The 14,303-nt window shown below is 64.8% G+C and carries 20 protein-coding genes; 11 read left to right on the top strand and 9 right to left on the bottom strand.

The window, feature by feature from the left end; translation table 11 throughout:
- Positions 1-126: 126 nt before the first annotated feature.
- Positions 127-513 carry a hypothetical protein gene (locus tag IVB28_RS28050; protein WP_247530592.1) on the bottom strand — a complete coding sequence of 129 codons (387 nt, stop codon included), beginning with the start codon at positions 511-513 and terminating at the stop codon, positions 127-129.
- Positions 514-634: 121 nt separating this feature from the next.
- On the bottom strand, positions 635-868 hold the full coding sequence (locus IVB28_RS28045; RefSeq protein ID WP_247530590.1) for a hypothetical protein: 234 nt from the start codon (positions 866-868) through the stop codon (positions 635-637).
- Positions 869-1,211: 343 nt separating this feature from the next.
- Here IVB28_RS28045 and IVB28_RS28040 point away from each other — a divergent pair, with 343 nt between their 5' ends.
- The 4 genes from IVB28_RS28040 to IVB28_RS28025 all read left to right on the top strand — a co-directional run bounded on the left by IVB28_RS28040 (position 1,212) and on the right by IVB28_RS28025 (position 3,902).
- Complete coding sequence (locus IVB28_RS28040; RefSeq protein ID WP_247530588.1) at positions 1,212-1,652, top strand: nuclear transport factor 2 family protein; 441 nt, start codon at positions 1,212-1,214, stop codon at positions 1,650-1,652.
- Between the two features lie 265 nt (positions 1,653-1,917).
- The gene (locus IVB28_RS28035; RefSeq protein ID WP_247530587.1) at positions 1,918-2,841 is read left to right on the top strand and encodes a hypothetical protein; all 924 of its coding nucleotides are present in this window, start codon (positions 1,918-1,920) and stop codon (positions 2,839-2,841) included.
- Positions 2,842-3,057: 216 nt separating this feature from the next.
- Positions 3,058-3,480 (top strand): hypothetical protein, encoded by a 423-nt coding sequence (locus IVB28_RS28030; protein ID WP_247530586.1) that lies wholly within the window; start codon positions 3,058-3,060, stop codon positions 3,478-3,480.
- A gap of 284 nt (positions 3,481-3,764) precedes the next feature.
- On the top strand, positions 3,765-3,902 hold the full coding sequence (locus IVB28_RS28025; protein ID WP_247530584.1) for a hypothetical protein: 138 nt from the start codon (positions 3,765-3,767) through the stop codon (positions 3,900-3,902).
- A gap of 38 nt (positions 3,903-3,940) precedes the next feature.
- On the opposite strand, the gene IVB28_RS28020 is transcribed toward IVB28_RS28025, so the two are convergent.
- From IVB28_RS28020 to IVB28_RS28010, 3 genes are all read right to left on the bottom strand, one after another.
- The gene (locus tag IVB28_RS28020; RefSeq protein WP_164936510.1) at positions 3,941-4,087 is read right to left on the bottom strand and encodes a hypothetical protein; all 147 of its coding nucleotides are present in this window, start codon (positions 4,085-4,087) and stop codon (positions 3,941-3,943) included.
- Positions 4,088-4,285: 198 nt separating this feature from the next.
- Positions 4,286-4,768 (bottom strand): MaoC family dehydratase, encoded by a 483-nt coding sequence (locus tag IVB28_RS28015; protein ID WP_247530582.1) that lies wholly within the window; start codon positions 4,766-4,768, stop codon positions 4,286-4,288.
- Entirely contained in the window at positions 4,768-5,220 is a 453-nt protein-coding gene (locus IVB28_RS28010) for a MaoC family dehydratase (RefSeq protein ID WP_247530580.1), read from the bottom strand. Before IVB28_RS28010 ends, IVB28_RS28015 begins: the two co-directional genes overlap by 1 nt.
- Positions 5,221-5,392: 172 nt before the next feature.
- Between IVB28_RS28010 and IVB28_RS28005 the strand changes: the two genes are divergently transcribed.
- Positions 5,393-5,689, top strand: coding sequence for a DUF4282 domain-containing protein (locus tag IVB28_RS28005; RefSeq protein ID WP_247530578.1), 297 nt, complete (start codon positions 5,393-5,395; stop codon positions 5,687-5,689).
- A 140-nt stretch (positions 5,690-5,829) separates the two neighbouring features.
- Here the strand turns inward: IVB28_RS28005 and ychF are convergent, their stop codons facing one another.
- From ychF to IVB28_RS27985, 4 genes are all read right to left on the bottom strand, one after another.
- The gene (gene ychF / locus IVB28_RS28000) at positions 5,830-6,927 is read right to left on the bottom strand and encodes a redox-regulated ATPase YchF (RefSeq protein ID WP_247530576.1); all 1,098 of its coding nucleotides are present in this window, start codon (positions 6,925-6,927) and stop codon (positions 5,830-5,832) included.
- A gap of 5 nt (positions 6,928-6,932) precedes the next feature.
- Positions 6,933-7,538 (bottom strand): aminoacyl-tRNA hydrolase, encoded by a 606-nt coding sequence (gene pth / locus IVB28_RS27995; protein ID WP_247530574.1) that lies wholly within the window; start codon positions 7,536-7,538, stop codon positions 6,933-6,935.
- 58 nt (positions 7,539-7,596) lie between these two features.
- Positions 7,597-8,307, bottom strand: coding sequence for a 50S ribosomal protein L25/general stress protein Ctc (locus IVB28_RS27990; protein WP_247530572.1), 711 nt, complete (start codon positions 8,305-8,307; stop codon positions 7,597-7,599).
- Positions 8,308-8,502: 195 nt separating this feature from the next.
- Positions 8,503-8,763 (bottom strand): accessory factor UbiK family protein, encoded by a 261-nt coding sequence (locus tag IVB28_RS27985; protein WP_247530570.1) that lies wholly within the window; start codon positions 8,761-8,763, stop codon positions 8,503-8,505.
- 167 nt (positions 8,764-8,930) lie between these two features.
- On the opposite strand from IVB28_RS27985, the gene IVB28_RS27980 reads away from it, so the two are divergent.
- The 6 genes from IVB28_RS27980 to IVB28_RS27955 all read left to right on the top strand — a co-directional run bounded on the left by IVB28_RS27980 (position 8,931) and on the right by IVB28_RS27955 (position 14,298).
- Entirely contained in the window at positions 8,931-9,662 is a 732-nt protein-coding gene (locus tag IVB28_RS27980) for a dienelactone hydrolase family protein (protein ID WP_247530568.1), read from the top strand.
- Positions 9,663-9,676: 14 nt separating this feature from the next.
- Positions 9,677-10,522, top strand: coding sequence for a prolipoprotein diacylglyceryl transferase (gene lgt, locus IVB28_RS27975; protein WP_247530566.1), 846 nt, complete (start codon positions 9,677-9,679; stop codon positions 10,520-10,522).
- 21 nt (positions 10,523-10,543) lie between these two features.
- Entirely contained in the window at positions 10,544-11,662 is a 1,119-nt protein-coding gene (locus IVB28_RS27970; protein ID WP_247530563.1) for an SAM-dependent methyltransferase, read from the top strand.
- A complete protein-coding gene (gene pgeF / locus IVB28_RS27965) occupies positions 11,659-12,426 on the top strand; it encodes a peptidoglycan editing factor PgeF (protein WP_247530562.1) in 768 nt (255 codons plus the stop codon). The genes IVB28_RS27970 and pgeF overlap by 4 nt, the downstream gene beginning before the upstream one ends.
- A gap of 113 nt (positions 12,427-12,539) precedes the next feature.
- On the top strand, positions 12,540-13,154 hold the full coding sequence (locus IVB28_RS27960; protein WP_247530560.1) for a hypothetical protein: 615 nt from the start codon (positions 12,540-12,542) through the stop codon (positions 13,152-13,154).
- A gap of 190 nt (positions 13,155-13,344) precedes the next feature.
- Positions 13,345-14,298, top strand: coding sequence for a ribose-phosphate pyrophosphokinase (locus tag IVB28_RS27955; RefSeq protein WP_247530557.1), 954 nt, complete (start codon positions 13,345-13,347; stop codon positions 14,296-14,298).
- Positions 14,299-14,303: the final 5 nt, after the last annotated feature.

Below are 14,303 nucleotides of genomic sequence, written 5' to 3'. Positions count from 1 at the left end.
TACGCATGATCTTTTCGGAAAACCGCTGCGCACTTTTCCGGATCATGCTTTAGGCATCGGACAGCGCCGTTCGTTGGTGTAGATTCCGGGCTCGCCGCTTTGCGGCGCCCCGGATGACGGGGGTCCTCACCCCACGCTCGCCGTCACCACCGCCATGACTGACAGCAGCAGCACGATGGTCACGAGCTGGAGCGAGGCGACGGGTTGGGTGCGCCATGCCGTGATCTTGTCGGATAGCGACAGGTGGGCCTCGAAGAACTTCGGCTCATAGACGGTCTTGAAGAACGCCGGGAAGCTCGGGCCGAGGGTCACGGCTAGCATGGCGTGGGCGAGCGAGGCGATGGCGACGAAGATGGCGACGCCGGGGTCGCCCGAGAGGTCGTGGTCGCCGGCGAGCTTGAGCAGGAAGGCGGCGGCGGCGAAGGTCGGGAAGCTCTGCAGGATCGTGGTCAGCGCGACGCCTTCGAGCGCGTTGTGCAGGCGGGACTTTCTGACGGTGGCGATGGCGGCCATGGCACGTCTCCTGATGACATGGGGGCGACCATAGCCGCGCCGGTACGGGCGTGATGTGAGGTCCGTCACGGGGAAGGAGTGAGAGAGCGGTGGCTCCTTACTCGCCTGACGATGGCGAGGGCTAGAGCTTCCCCTGCCCGTTGGTCTGGCTCTGCTGCCGCTGCTTTTCCTGCTCCTTGGCGTGGTGCCGGCCGTAGAGGCAGCCGGCGGCGGCGCCGAGAACGCCATGATGGCCGGCATAGTGACCGGCCACGCCGCCGACGACGGCGCCCTTGATGCAGCCCTTGGCGTCGGCTGCGGAGGTCGCGCCAAGCATGAGTAGCGCGGCGGTGACGGCGATAAGCGGTGATTTCATGGATCGATGTCTCCAGATGCGATGTCAGGCCCTCAACGAGCGAGGATGGGTTCGGGTTTCCTCCCCAACAGTTGGCCAAGCCCGCCAATGATCACGGGCGCGCGGTGGACTGATCCTCCCTTCCCCGAGAAACCTGAGTCGGGAACTCGGCCGTGGGACCGGGAAATTACGGGGTTTGTTGTAAATCTCACAAAAGACCGTCAATGGTGCATTGCGAAAACGTGAATTGCGTTGCCGGTGAAACCGCGTATTTTGTTCGTATACAAATGAGTTGAGCCTCGGCACTGACTGCGCCTGGGGCTGTTTTCCTTTTTTCGCCAAGCCAGCTTCAGGATTGCCCAAAGTGACAGAGCACAGCCTCTGGCGTTTCTCGCGCGCGTTGCACCGCGCGATCAATGACCGGCATTTTGCTGATATCGAGGCCTTGATTGACGAGGACGTCGAATGGGCGCTCTACGGCCCGATCGACATGTTTCCGTTTCTCGGCGCGCGCCAGGGCAAGGACGCCGTGCTCGAGGTCATCCGCCAGCTCGCCGACAATTTCCAGGTCCGCCGCTTCGACCGCGAAAGCATCATGCTCGGCGTCGATTCCGCCGCCTCGATGGTGCGCTATTCCCTGACCGCCCTCGATTCCAACAAGCCGATCAGCCTGCGGGTCGCGCAGTTCGCCCAGTTCAGAGCGGGCAAGCTCGTCAGCATGCGCGTGCTGATCGACACCTTCGACCTGGTCGAGCAGGCACTCGGCCGCGCCATTCATCTGCCGATGATGACCAGCGTCGGCTGAGGGGGACGCCAACGGGCCCCGTTGTTCGGGACCGATGACAAGGCCGGCTGCGACGTCCTGGCCTCCAGCCCCGCCGGATGCCGTCGCGCCGGAAGCTCGTCATCGGGCGCGCGCCTTTCGCGCGGCCCGTTGGTGTCGGGGGCTTGACCACCGCCACAATTTCGCGACGATGAATCAGCATTTTCAGCGCGGAATGGCGCATGGTCTTTGCTGAAGGCCGATATATATTGTCGGAAAGCATGCGCTGGGGCTTGCGGGCAGGACGATGCAATTCTCGACAGGGTTTGGCTGGACCAGGCTGCCCGTGCTGGCGGCCGTATTCATATTGAGCTCGGCGCTGACGGTCTCGGCGCAGATCATTCCGCCCTTCTCGCCCATAGCGGCCGCGCCTGACGACGAGGCCGACACAGCGGCGGTGGCGGAAGCCCCCGACGTCAACGACCCCGACGTGCTCAAGGGCATCGACGTCGACAAGCTCGACTGGAGTCAGCTCGCGGTCGACGCCGGCACCGGCATTGACCCCATGGCCGCCAAGAAGCGCGCCCAGTCCGCCGCCAAGGACGAGCTGAACTGGTCGTCGAACGCCAATGCAAACGGCTCCGCGGCCGTGACGGTGAAGCAGTCCGTGTTCTCGTTCTGGGATACCAGGGTCGGCGCCGACATGACGGTGACGAGCGAGCCGCGAACAATGTCCGAGCTGCTGGCGCAGAAGGCCACCAATGGCGGCAACCTGCCGCAATCCTCCGGCAGCGCCTGGGCGACGGCGACCGCGCCGGGCGCGGGCGCGATCTGGGACAAGACCGCGGTGGAAGCCCGCGTCGATCCCGGTGCGGAGCACAGCAAGATCGGGGCCTCGCTGATCAAATCGGTGCCGCTCTCGGGCGACACTTCGCTGACGCTGCAGAACGGCTACAGCGTCAATCAGCAGGGCACCACGACCGTGCCCGGCATTGGCGGCCACATCACGCGCAATTACGAGACCGACCAGTCCGCCAAGGTCACCCTCAGCGACACCGGCACCAGCATCACCGCCGGCCAGACGCTGTCGACCACCGACGACAAATGGCTGCGCAAGGTCGGCGCCGAGCAGAAGCTGTTCGACAACGTCACCGTCTCCGGCTCGGTCGGCGAGACCTCGCAAGGCGCGATCAACAAGAGCCTGACGGCGGGGTTCAAGAAGAGCTGGTAGAGCCCAGCACGCTCCTCACCATGAGGGTTCCTCGTGGCTCCCGGCCGGCGTTCACGCTCTCCTAACCATACGCCACGGCAAAACCCTCGAATGGTCCGCCCTTGCCGCATCTCGGCCCATTTGCGGTCAAAATCGGACGCCCTGATAGGCAAGCCTCACAGACGTCGTCGTGCGGGGGACACTCGCGCTGCGCTCAACGCGAACAGGGGAATAACGATGAACGCCATGCGTCCCGAAAAGATCGAAGCCACCGAGACCGAGACGGTCGACACCAACCTCGCCGCCGTGACGGAGGTCGAAGCCGGCATCCGCGACTTCGTCCGCAACGACATCGCCTATCTGCGCCGTCCGGCAGCCACCACCACCGATGCGCCGCCGCTCGATCCGAGCGCCGAAGCCACCGTCACCAACGTCAACTCGCTGATCCAGCGCGTCGCCGGCACTTCGCTCGCCGAAATCGAGAACTTGATCTCGGAACTCGAGAGCCTGCGGGACCTGCTCCACGCCGAAGGCCAGCGCGTCCAGCGCGAGATCTCCGGCTATGCCCAGCTCAGCCAGGCCGCGATGAAGTCGACCCGCATGATCTCCGACAACGTCGCGCAGTGGAAGCGTGCCGCCGACGGCCTGCGCAACAGCTGATCGCTACCACACTGCATCACGAGCCGCCGCGACCCGGAAGGGGCGCGGCGGTTTTGATTCATGAGGTCCTCGTGCCCCGGACGCGGTGCGGCACGCAGCAACGCGCCGCAGAGTCGGGGCCATGGCCAGGATGAATGCGGGCGCGGTGGGTCGGCTCTGCGCAGCAGCGCAAGAGCGCTGCAGCGCGTCCAGGACACGAGGGCGTGCTTTGAACCCTCGGCCCTGCCAGAGCGACGAATGCCAAGCGCCGGTGGCCTGTTCGGCCGGGCCTGGGGACATTTCACATGGAAAGCATTCGGCCCGACACCACGGACCCGATACCGTTGCGGCCCGCGCCGAATCAAATCGGCACGATCATGCTGCGCTTTGTCGGGCTGTTGGCGGTTACGATCGCCATCCTGGCGTTCGTCTATAGCCGTTGAAGTGCGGCCGGAAGCCGGCTGCGAAAATTAACGAAGTCTTACCGGCTCGCGTCGACGGCCGAGGCTTCCAGGGTGTAGGCGCCATCGGCATAGCCCTTCACCACCATGCCGGCCACCAGCATCACTGCCAGCGTCGCGGTCGCGAAGATAAATCCAACAAGCTTGAGTGCGCCGCGATCTGCCATGGTCCTCGTCCCCTGTCTTCTGCCAATTCGTTTCAAATAGACAGCGACAGGTTCATAATTAGTTAGCAACTCGATGGTTCCGGCAAACTGCTTCGCGGTAACCATGTTGCGCAGGCTTATGGCAGCCGCCCCAAAACGCGTCCATAGCGCGCGGGCAACACTCGCGCACTCATTTAGACCGTTCATCCTGGAACAGATCTAAGCGGCCTTCACGCGCGTCGGCACGAAGGCGCTAGCCGTAATGGAATAGACCGCCTCGCCGCGCTGATTGGTCCCGGTGGTGCGGGCGGTCAGGATGCCCCAGCCGGGACGCGAGGCGGAGGTGCGCTTATCGATGATGACGCTGACATAGTTGATCGTGTCGCCGGCCAGCACCGGCCTGATCCAGCGCAGGTCGCGAAAGCCCGGCGAAGGGCCCCATACCGCAACCTCCTCGCCGCGCGCCGCAGCCTCGCGCGCCAGACGCTGGCCATCGGCGACAAGCAGACTCATGCAGGCCGAGCCGACATGCCAGCCCGATGCGGCGAGCCCGCCGAACAGCGAGTTCTTGCCTTCCTCCTCGTCGAGATGAAAACGCTGCGGATCGAACTTTGCGGCGAAACTCTTGATGGCTTCCGCGGTGAACGTATAGGCGCCGATTTCGCGGCGCTGGTCGATCTCGATGTCCTCGAAGAACCGCATCAGACCGCCCCCTCGCGCCGCTGGATGAGGATCGGCGAAGTCATCTCAGCGAGCGCCTGCCCCTTAGCGTTGCGGGCGGTGCATTTGAACGTGACGATGCCAAGCTCCGGCCGGCTCTTCGAGGCGCGCGCTTCCAGCACATCGACATCGAGCGTCAGGTCGTCACCCGGCCTGAGCGGCGACAGCCAACGGACCTCATCGACGCCGGGAGACCCCAGCGAAGCGGCGCGGGTGATGAAGCCGTCGGCCATCATCCGCATCATCAGCGAGCAGAGGTGCCAGCCCGAGCCGGACAAGCCGCGCAGCATGCTTTTGCTGGCGGCCTCCTCGTCCAGGTGCATGGGCTGCGGATCGAACTCGGCGGCAAAGGCCAAAATCTCGTCACGGGTGACATGGCGCGGGCCGAATGTGCCGAAGCGGCCGGGCGGGAAATCTTCGAAGGTCAGGGTCATCTCGGGAAAGCTTTGCGGGAATGACAGATTGTGGCCGCACTTTGCGGCAATCTCAACCCGCCGGCCCGCATGGCTCGTGCTACATACGGGGTGGCGGCGGCCTTGAGTCGGACCCAATCGACGACCCGAGTGCCGAGGCCGGTTGCGGGCCCGATTTGCCCTGGGGAGATCAATGTTTTCATTCAGCGACCTTTTCCAATGGGACCGGTTCATCACGCCGACGATCATCAAGACCTTCTATTGGCTGGTGATCGCGCTGATCTGCCTGTTCGGCCTCTCCGGCATCTTCTCAGGGCTCGCGGCGATGGCGATCAGCCCGTTCGGCGGCTTCCTGATGCTGCTGTCGTCGATCGCCAGCGTCGTCGTCGGCATCGTGTTCTCGCGCATCCTCGCGGAGCTGATCCTGATCGTCTTCCGCATCAACGAGCATCTCGGCGCGATCCGGGACCAGGGCGGCGGGTTGCGGTAGCTCTCGTGTCCCGGACGCGGCGCGGCATGAAATGACGCGACGCAGAGCCGGGACCCATGCATCCAAATCGAGACTGCTGGGCCCCGGCTCTGCAGCGCACCGCAAAGAGGGCTGCAGAGCCGGGGCACGCGGCCGATATCTTACGTATTGAACCTGAAATGCATCACGTCGCCGTCGGCGACCACGTATTCCTTGCCTTCGAGCCTGAGCTTGCCGGCATCGCGTGCGCCGGCTTCGCCGCCGAGCGCGACGTAGTCCTCGTACGCAATCGTCTCGGCGCGAATAAAGCCCTTCTCGAAATCGGTGTGGATCACGCCGGCCGCGCCCGGCGCCTTGGTGCCGCGATAGATGGTCCAGGCGCGCGCTTCCTTCGGGCCCACGGTGAAATAGGTGATGAGGTCGAGCAGCGTGTAGCCGGCGCGGATCAGGCGATCGAGGCCGGCCTCCTCCAGGCCCAGCGTTTCCAGGAAGTCGGCGCGTTCCGCACGCGAGATGGTGGCGATCTCGGATTCGATCTTGGCGGAGATGACGACGGCGACGGCGCCTTCCTTGGCGGCCTGCTCCTGCACGGCCTTGGAGAACGAATTGCCCGTTGCGGCCGAGCCTTCCTCGACGTTGCAGACGTAGAGCACGGGCTTCGACGACAGCAAGCCGAGCATCCCGAAGGCGCGCTCCTCCTCGGCCTTGCGCTCGACGAGGCGCGCGGGTTGGCCCCCGCGCAGCAGCACCAGGGTGCGGTTGACGAGGTCGAGCTGCTCCTTGGCGTCCTTGTCGTTGCCCTTGGCCTTCTTGGTGAGGTTGTCGACGCGCTTCTCCAGGCTGTCGAGATCGGCGAGCATCAGCTCGGTCTCGATGGTCTCGATGTCGGCGAGCGGGGCGATCTTGCCCTCGACATGGGTGATGTCGGAATCCTCGAAGCAGCGCACCACATGCGCGATGGCGTCGACCTCGCGGATGTTGGCCAGGAATTGATTGCCGAGGCCTTCGCCCTTGGAGGCGCCGCGGACGAGGCCCGCGATGTCGACGAAGGTCAGCCGGGTCGGGATGATCTGCGCCGATTTGGCGATCGCCGCGAGCTTGTCGAGCCTGGGATCAGGCACGGCGACCTCGCCGACATTCGGCTCGATCGTGCAGAACGGATAGTTCGCGGCTTGCGCCGCGGCCGTCTCGGTCAGCGCATTGAACAAGGTCGACTTGCCGACATTGGGCAATCCGACGATCCCGCATTTGAATCCCACGAGCGTTATTCCTTGCCGTTGTCGTCCTTGGTCAAAAATCCCTTCGCCTGCATGGCGAGGTGCACCCTGTTGGCGAAGGTCGCGTCCGTGCCTTTGGCAACAAGTGCCGCGTGCTCGGCCACCGCCTCGCACAGCGTCGCTACCCAGTCGCTATCAGCCTTGGCGAAGTCCGACAGCACGTGGCCGTGCACCAGTTCCTTGACGCCGGGATGACCGATGCCGAGACGCACGCGGCGATAATCGTTGCCGATATGCGCCGAAATCGAACGCAGGCCGTTATGTCCGGCGATGCCGCCGCCGATCTTCACCCGCACCTTGCCCGGCGGCAGCTCGAGCTCGTCGTGGAACACGGTGATGTCGCCAGGAGCAATCTTGAAGAAGCTTGCGGCTTCCTGCACAGCCCGGCCGGAGTCGTTCATGTAGGTCGTCGGCTTGAGCAGGATCACGCGCTCGGTGCCGAGCGTGCCTTCCGAAGTCTCGCCCTGAAACCTGCGGCGCCAAGGCGCAAAGCCATGACGCCGCGCGATCTCGTCGACGGCCATGAAGCCGATATTGTGCCGGTTGCGTGCGTATTTTGCGCCGGGATTGCCGAGCCCTACAAAGAGTCGCATGACGCGGCGCGCCCCTCGCTTGGCGCGCGATCAGGGACCGCGCGCCAGCTTTGAGAGATTACTTCTTCTTGTCGCCGCCGGCGGGAGCCTTGGCAGCTGCGGCAGGCGCAGCGGCAGCCGGAGCGGCCGCACCAGCCGCCGGAGCAGCCGCGGCAGCACCCGGAGCTGCAGCCGCAGCCGCGGCCTTCTGCTCTTCGGCGTAACCGGACGGCGGCACGATGGTGACGAGGGTCGCGTCCTCGGAGGTCAGTGCCTTCACGCCGGCCGGCAGCTTGATGTCGGAAAGATGCAGCGAGTGGCCGATTTCGAGCGAACCGACGTCAGCCTCGATGAATTGCGGGATGTTCTCCACGCCGCACTCGAGTTCGATCGCATGCGCAACGATGTTGACGGCGCCGCCGCGCTTCACGCCGGGCGAACCTTCCGCCTTCACGACGTGCAAGGGCACGCTGATGCGGATGGTGGCACCTTCGCCAAGACGCATGAAATCGACATGGATCGGGAAATCCTTGACCGGATCGAGGTGGTAGTCGCGCGGAATCACGCGGTGCTTGCTGCCCTCGAGATCGATGTCGACCAGCGTGGTCAGGAACCGGCCGGCAAGGATGCGCTGGCGCAGTTCACGATCCTCGATCGAGATCGTCAGCGGGGGCTGGTTGTTGCCATAGATCACTCCGGGCACTCTCCCGGCGCGACGCTCAGCCCGGGCGGCCCCCTTGCCGCTCTTCGGACGTGCGGTCGCCTTCAATTCCTTGACGGTCGTCGCCATGTCGTTAAGTCCTTGTTTTTGCAAAAGTTAATGGGCCGCAAGGCGGCCCATGACATACGCCGCAGCAAGCCTCCAGGGGTGCGGGGGCTGCGGACGTGGCGGACTTCTACCCGGAAGATGCGGAAATGACAAGGAGAATGGGTTTCCGGCCCGGCTCTTACCCTCCCCTGGAGGGGCAGGGTAAGAAAGAGTGCCTTACGAGGTCGTCCCGCCGAGCTTGGCCTCCAGCGCCGCGATGCGCGCTTTCAGCGCCTCGTTCTCCTCGCGTGCCAGGCGCGCCATATCCTTGAAGGCCTCGAACTCCTCGCGCTTGACCAGATCCATGTCGCGCAGGAATTTTTCGGCCTGGGTGCGCATCACGGTGTCGAACTCTCGCTTGACGCCTTGGGCGGCACCGGCGGCATCGTTCATCAGGCGGCCGATCTCGTCGAAAAACCGGTTGTTGGTCTGGGTCATTTCGGTCTCCTGGCGGCCTCAGGTTAGCTTTGCGCGAATGCTCCAAAACACAATGGCAATCCGAACGGTGGGGTTCAAGGGCCGAGCGGAGGTATCCTTGTCATGAACCGGTTTCCTTGCAATCGTATTCGACGTCCCCGCATAAGAAGAATCACAAGGCGCATGAGATGATCGAGCAGCAGATCGCGGTCCCGACCAAGGACGGCCACACCGCAACCTTCATCACCCATCCCGAACGTGGCGGGCCGTTCCCGGTCATCCTGTTCTACATGGATGCGCCGGCAATCCGCGAAGAGCTGCGCGACATGGCACGCCGGCTCGCGACGTCGGGCTATTACGTGATGCTGCCGAACCTCTATTACCGCTCGGGCGCGATGGAGCTGGGCGCGCTGCCGACCGACCCGAACGCGCCCGAGCGCAAGCGCATGTTCGCTCTGATGGGCTCACTCACAATCCCGATGATCATGGATGACACCAGAGCGCTGCTCACCTATGCCGAGGGCCAGGCAGCCGCGAACACTAAAATCGTCGGCACCGTCGGCTATTGCATGAGCGGCCGCTACGCCATCAACGCCGCAACGCATTTCCCCGACCGCGTCAAGGCCGCCGCCTCGATCTACGGTGTGCAGCTCGCAACGGATCAGGACGACAGCCCGCATCTGGCCGCAGCCAAGACCAAGGCTGAACTCTATTTCGCCTGCGCAGAGACCGACGTCTACGCGCCGCCGGAGATCATCGAGAAGGTCAAACAGGGCATGAAAGGCGCGAAAGCCGAGGTCGAGATCTATCCCGGCACGCATCACGGCTTCGCCTTCCCCAGGCGCCCGGTCTATCACCGCGACGCCGCCGAGCGGCATTGGGAGCGCCTGCTGGCGCTCTACCGCCGCAATCTGGTCTAGACATAGAAAGCCTGATGCCCCTTTTGCTCATCGACTTCCCGGCCTTCAAGCCGATCGCGCTCGAGATCGGGCCGTTCGCGATCCGCTGGTATGCGCTGGCCTATATCTGCGGCATCGTGTTCGGCTGGCTCTATGCGCGCTCGCTGCTGAAGAAAGAGCGCCTGTGGGGCGGCCCCGCGCCGATGTCGCTGGTGCAGATCGACGACTTCATCCTCTGGGTCACGCTCGGCATCATTCTCGGCGGCCGCACCGGCTACGTGCTGTTCTACAATCTGCCCTTCTTCGTCGATCATCCCGCCGCGATCTTCAAATTGTGGGAGGGCGGCATGTCCTTTCACGGCGGCTTCCTCGGCTGCGTCGTCGCAGTGATGTCATTTGCCTATCGCAACGGCATCTCGATCCTGTCGCTCGGTGACATCACCACCGCGGTCGCTCCGGTCGGGCTGCTGCTCGGACGGATCGCCAATTTCATCAACGGCGAATTGTGGGGTCGCGCCACCGACGCCAGCCTGCCCTGGGCCATCATCTTCCCCAACGATCCCACGCAGCTGCCGCGTCATCCGAGCCAGCTCTACGAGGCCGGCATGGAGGGCATCCTGCTGTTCACCGTGCTCGCGATCATGATCCGCTTCGGTGCGCTGAAGCGCCCCGGCATGATCCTTGGCGCCTTCATCCTGATCTATGGCCTGACCCGGATCGCCGGCGAACATTTCCGCGAGCCGGACGCCCAGCTCGGCTTCCTCTGGGGCGGATTAACCATGGGCATGCTGTTGTCGATCCCGATGCTTATTGTGGGCCTCATACTTATTGTATTGGCAGTGCGAGGCGGTGCGCCAAAGCCCGCCAAGGCCGTTCATTAATTCATTTCGAGAAAGCACGCCGTGACCGACCAGCCGCTACTCAACGAGATCAGGGCGCTGATCAAATCCTCCGGCCCCATGCCGGTCTGGCGGTACATGGAATTGTGCCTGATGCATCCGCGCCATGGTTATTACCTCTCGCGCGATCCGCTCGGGCGTGAGGGCGACTTCACCACCGCCCCCGAGGTCAGCCAGATGTTCGGCGAGCTGTTGGGGCTATGGTCCGCCTCGGTGTGGAAGCAGATGGGCTCGCCGCAAGTTTTGCGGCTGATCGAACTCGGGCCAGGCCGCGGCACCATGATGGCGGATGCGCTGCGCGCGCTCCGCGTGCTGCCACCCCTGTACCAGGCGCTTCACATCCACATGGTCGAGGTCAATCCCGTTTTGCGCGAACGCCAGGGCGCGACGCTGGCCAACGTGCGCAACATCGCCTGGCATGACAGCATCGACGACGTGCCGGAAGGACCGAGCATCATCCTCGCCAACGAATATTTCGACGTGCTGCCGATCCACCAGATGGTGAGGCTCGATAAGGGCTGGCACGAGCGCGTGATCGAGGTCGATCCGAACGGAAGCCTTCAGTTCGGCGCGGCGCCCGAGCCGACGCCACGCTTTGACGTGCTGCTGCCGCCGTTGGTGCGCGCCGCGCCGGTCGGCGCCGTGTTCGAATGGCGGCCCGACGCCGAGATCATGAAGCTCGCGACCCGCGTGCGCGACCAGGACGGCGCGGCGCTGATCATCGACTACGGCCATCTGCGCAGCGATGCCGGCGATACGTTTCAGGCGATTGCTCGCCACACCTTCGCCGATCCCTTGAAGGCGCCGGGCCAGGCCGACGTCACCGCCCATGTCGACTTTCAGGCGCTGGCGCGTGCGGCCGAGGATGTCGGCGCGCGCGTGCATGGGCCGGTGACGCAAGGTGACTTCCTCAAGCGCATCGGCATCGATACAAGGGCCGCCGCCTTGATTCAGAAGGCAACCCCGGAAGTGGCCACCGACATTTCGATCGCGCTCAAGCGGCTGACGGAGAGTGGGCGCAGCGGCATGGGCTCGATGTTCAAGGTGCTCGGCATCTCCGAGCCGCGGCTCACGGGCATTGCCGGCCTCAGTGACCTCGAGCAGGCCGGAGACGCCTCATGACGTTCGCCTCGTCGCTGCTGTCGGCCGTGCCCGGCCTGCGCCATGCCTTCTTCACCCGCGAGGGCGGCGTCTCCAGCGGCATCTATGCCGCGCTGAATGGCGGGCTGGGCTCCAACGACGATCAGGCCCTTGTCGCGGAGAACCGCCGCCGCATGGCCGAGCATGTCGGCGTCGCGCCGGAACGCTTCCTCAGCCTGCACCAGATCCATTCACCCGACGTCCTCATTGCGGATGCGCCGTGGCCCAGCGGGCCGCGGCCGAAAGGCGATGCGCTGGTGACGAAAACGCCCGGCATTGCGCTCGGCGTCTCCACCGCCGATTGCGGACCGGTGCTGTTCGTCGATCCCAACGCGCGCGTGATCGGCGGCGCGCATGCGGGGTGGAAGGGCGCGCTGACGGGCGTGCTGGAGGCGACGATCTCGGCGATGGAGAAACTCGGCGCCACGCGCGGTGGCATCATCGCCGCGATCGGGCCCCTGATCCGCCAGGACAGCTACGAGGTCGGCAACGAGTTCGTCGCGCGCTTCATTGAAGCGGATGCGGACAACGCCGTGTTCTTCATTCCGTCGGTGCGCGAGGGACACGCGATGTTCGACCTCGCCGGCTTCATCCGCAAGCGGCTGGACGCCGCCGGCATCCTGATGATCGACGATCTTGGTGTGGACACCTACGCCGACGAGCGCTTCTTCAGCTATCGCCGTTCGGTCCATCGCAAGGAGCCGGATTACGGCCGCCACGTCCACGCGATCGCGCTGGAAGCGTGACACAACGCCAACGCCGTGTCATTTCGGGGCGATCACCGCGGCGCAATGACTGTGGCTTGTGTCGCCTCCGCCCTAGACCTTAATCGATTTTAACGATATCGCTGCCCTCCATAATGAGGGACGCGTCATCTTTTCTGCGCCGCGCGGGTTCGCGCTGGCCGGCGGTCATGCTGCTGGCGGCTGCGACCGCGCTTGGCGGCTGCGCCGGCGGCGGCGGTGCCGCCAACTCCTACGCAATGGCGCCGAGCACCGGCTCGGGTGCTACGGTTGCCTTCGAATCCATCGACGGCCCGCCACCGCAAGTGTTCGACCGCATGGTCGGCGTGCTCGACAGCGAATCCAAGCTGCGGAGCCTGTCCGTCGTCTCCCGCGAGGGTACGGCCGCCTACCGCGTGCGCAGCTACCTCTCGGCCCAGATCGTGCGCGGCAGGACCGTGATCGCCTGGGTCTGGGACGTCTACGACGCCAACCAGCAGCGCGCGCTACGGCTCTCCGGCGAGGAACCGACCTCCACGAGGGCTGGGCGGGATGCATGGGCGGCAGCCGACGACCTCGTGCTCCGGAAGATCGCCCAGGCCGGATTCAGCGGCCTTTCCAACATGATCAACGGAACCCCGGATGCACCTGGCGCGGCTCCAGGCCTGCGGGGACCGGCGGTGGCGAGCGTCATCCCCGTTGCGCCCGCGCCGGACATGCCGGCCTCAGCCCTCGGCTATGCCGAGCGATAACCCCCGCTAAACCACGGCCTCTAGTCGCGTCCAAACCGTTGGCCCGATTCAGGATTCGGAGGGAAAACGTATCATCCCGGGTTGCCATTGCAGCCTCGCGCCTGATATTTCCTCGCCCGTCGTAACCGTGCTCCCAGTGGGATCTGAGATGTTGAACGTCGTGTCCAGCAAAGCGCGGGAGGAAGCGTCCATGTCGGCCAAAAACGGCTCCATCAAGCTCGTCGCCGGCAACTCCAATCCGGCTCTCGCACAGGCCATCGCGCAAGGTCTCGACCTGCCGCTGACCAAGGCGGTGGTCCGACGCTTCGCCGACATGGAGATCTTCGTCGAGATCCAGGAGAACGTCCGGGGCTCGGATGCCTTCGTCATCCAGTCGACCTCGTTCCCCGCCAATGACCATTTGATGGAGCTGCTGATCATCACCGACGCGCTGCGCCGCTCCTCCGCGCGCCGCATCACCGCGGTGCTGCCCTATTTCGGCTACGCGCGGCAGGACCGCAAGTCGGGCTCGCGCACGCCGATCTCGGCCAAGCTCGTCGCCAATCTGATCACCCAGGCCGGCGTCGACCGCGTCATGACGCTCGACCTGCATGCCGGCCAGATCCAGGGCTTCTTCGACATCCCGACCGATAATCTCTACGCCGCGCCGCTGATGGTGCGCGACATCAAGGACAAGTTCGATCTCTCCAAGACGATGGTGATCTCGCCCGACGTCGGCGGCGTGGCCCGCGCCCGCGGCCTTGCCAAGCGCATCAACACCCCGCTGGCGATCGTCGACAAGCGCCGCGAACGTGCAGGCGAGTCCGAGGTCATGAACGTGATCGGCGACGTCGCCGGCTACACCTGCATCCTGATCGACGACATCGTGGATTCCGGCGGCACGCTGGTGAACGCGGCCGATGCGCTGATCGCCAAGGGCGCCAAGGACGTCTACGCCTACATCACCCACGGCGTGCTCTCCGGCGGCGCGGCCGCCCGCATCACGAACTCCCGGCTGAAGGAGCTCGTGATCACCGACTCGATCCTGCCGACCGAGGCGGTGACCAAGGCGCCGAACATCCGCACGCTGCCGATCGCCAGCCTGATCTCCGACGCGATCGCGCGCACCGCGGCCGAAGAGTCTGTGTCGAGCCTGTTCGACTGAATTTC

The organism is Bradyrhizobium sp. 199, assembly GCF_023073355.1.
In the GTDB taxonomy this organism is placed as follows: Bacteria; Pseudomonadota; Alphaproteobacteria; order Rhizobiales; family Xanthobacteraceae; genus Bradyrhizobium.
Note: the sequence above shows the minus strand (reverse complement) of the source record. Positions and strands in the feature narration are given on the sequence as shown.

Bases quoted from the DNA above. Each gene is read 5' to 3' on its own strand.
- IVB28_RS28010 (WP_247530580.1), bottom strand. From the start codon at position 5,220: ATGACCCTGACCTTCGAAGATTTCCCGCCCGGCCGCTTCGGCACATTC.
- IVB28_RS28035 (WP_247530587.1), top strand. From the start codon at position 1,918: ATGCAATTCTCGACAGGGTTTGGCTGGACCAGGCTGCCCGTGCTGGCG.
- IVB28_RS28015 (WP_247530582.1), bottom strand. From the start codon at position 4,768: ATGCGGTTCTTCGAGGACATCGAGATCGACCAGCGCCGCGAAATCGGC.
- IVB28_RS28050 (WP_247530592.1), bottom strand. From the start codon at position 513: ATGGCCGCCATCGCCACCGTCAGAAAGTCCCGCCTGCACAACGCGCTC.
- pgeF (WP_247530562.1), top strand. From the start codon at position 11,659: ATGACGTTCGCCTCGTCGCTGCTGTCGGCCGTGCCCGGCCTGCGCCAT.
- pth (WP_247530574.1), bottom strand. From the start codon at position 7,538: ATGCGACTCTTTGTAGGGCTCGGCAATCCCGGCGCAAAATACGCACGC.
- IVB28_RS28025 (WP_247530584.1), top strand. From the start codon at position 3,765: ATGGAAAGCATTCGGCCCGACACCACGGACCCGATACCGTTGCGGCCC.
- IVB28_RS27980 (WP_247530568.1), top strand. From the start codon at position 8,931: ATGATCGAGCAGCAGATCGCGGTCCCGACCAAGGACGGCCACACCGCA.
- IVB28_RS27955 (WP_247530557.1), top strand. From the start codon at position 13,345: ATGTCGGCCAAAAACGGCTCCATCAAGCTCGTCGCCGGCAACTCCAAT.
- IVB28_RS28005 (WP_247530578.1), top strand. From the start codon at position 5,393: ATGTTTTCATTCAGCGACCTTTTCCAATGGGACCGGTTCATCACGCCG.
- IVB28_RS27985 (WP_247530570.1), bottom strand. From the start codon at position 8,763: ATGACCCAGACCAACAACCGGTTTTTCGACGAGATCGGCCGCCTGATG.
- IVB28_RS28045 (WP_247530590.1), bottom strand. From the start codon at position 868: ATGAAATCACCGCTTATCGCCGTCACCGCCGCGCTACTCATGCTTGGC.
- IVB28_RS27990 (WP_247530572.1), bottom strand. From the start codon at position 8,307: ATGGCGACGACCGTCAAGGAATTGAAGGCGACCGCACGTCCGAAGAGC.
- IVB28_RS28030 (WP_247530586.1), top strand. From the start codon at position 3,058: ATGAACGCCATGCGTCCCGAAAAGATCGAAGCCACCGAGACCGAGACG.
- IVB28_RS27960 (WP_247530560.1), top strand. From the start codon at position 12,540: ATGAGGGACGCGTCATCTTTTCTGCGCCGCGCGGGTTCGCGCTGGCCG.
- lgt (WP_247530566.1), top strand. From the start codon at position 9,677: ATGCCCCTTTTGCTCATCGACTTCCCGGCCTTCAAGCCGATCGCGCTC.
- IVB28_RS28020 (WP_164936510.1), bottom strand. From the start codon at position 4,087: ATGGCAGATCGCGGCGCACTCAAGCTTGTTGGATTTATCTTCGCGACC.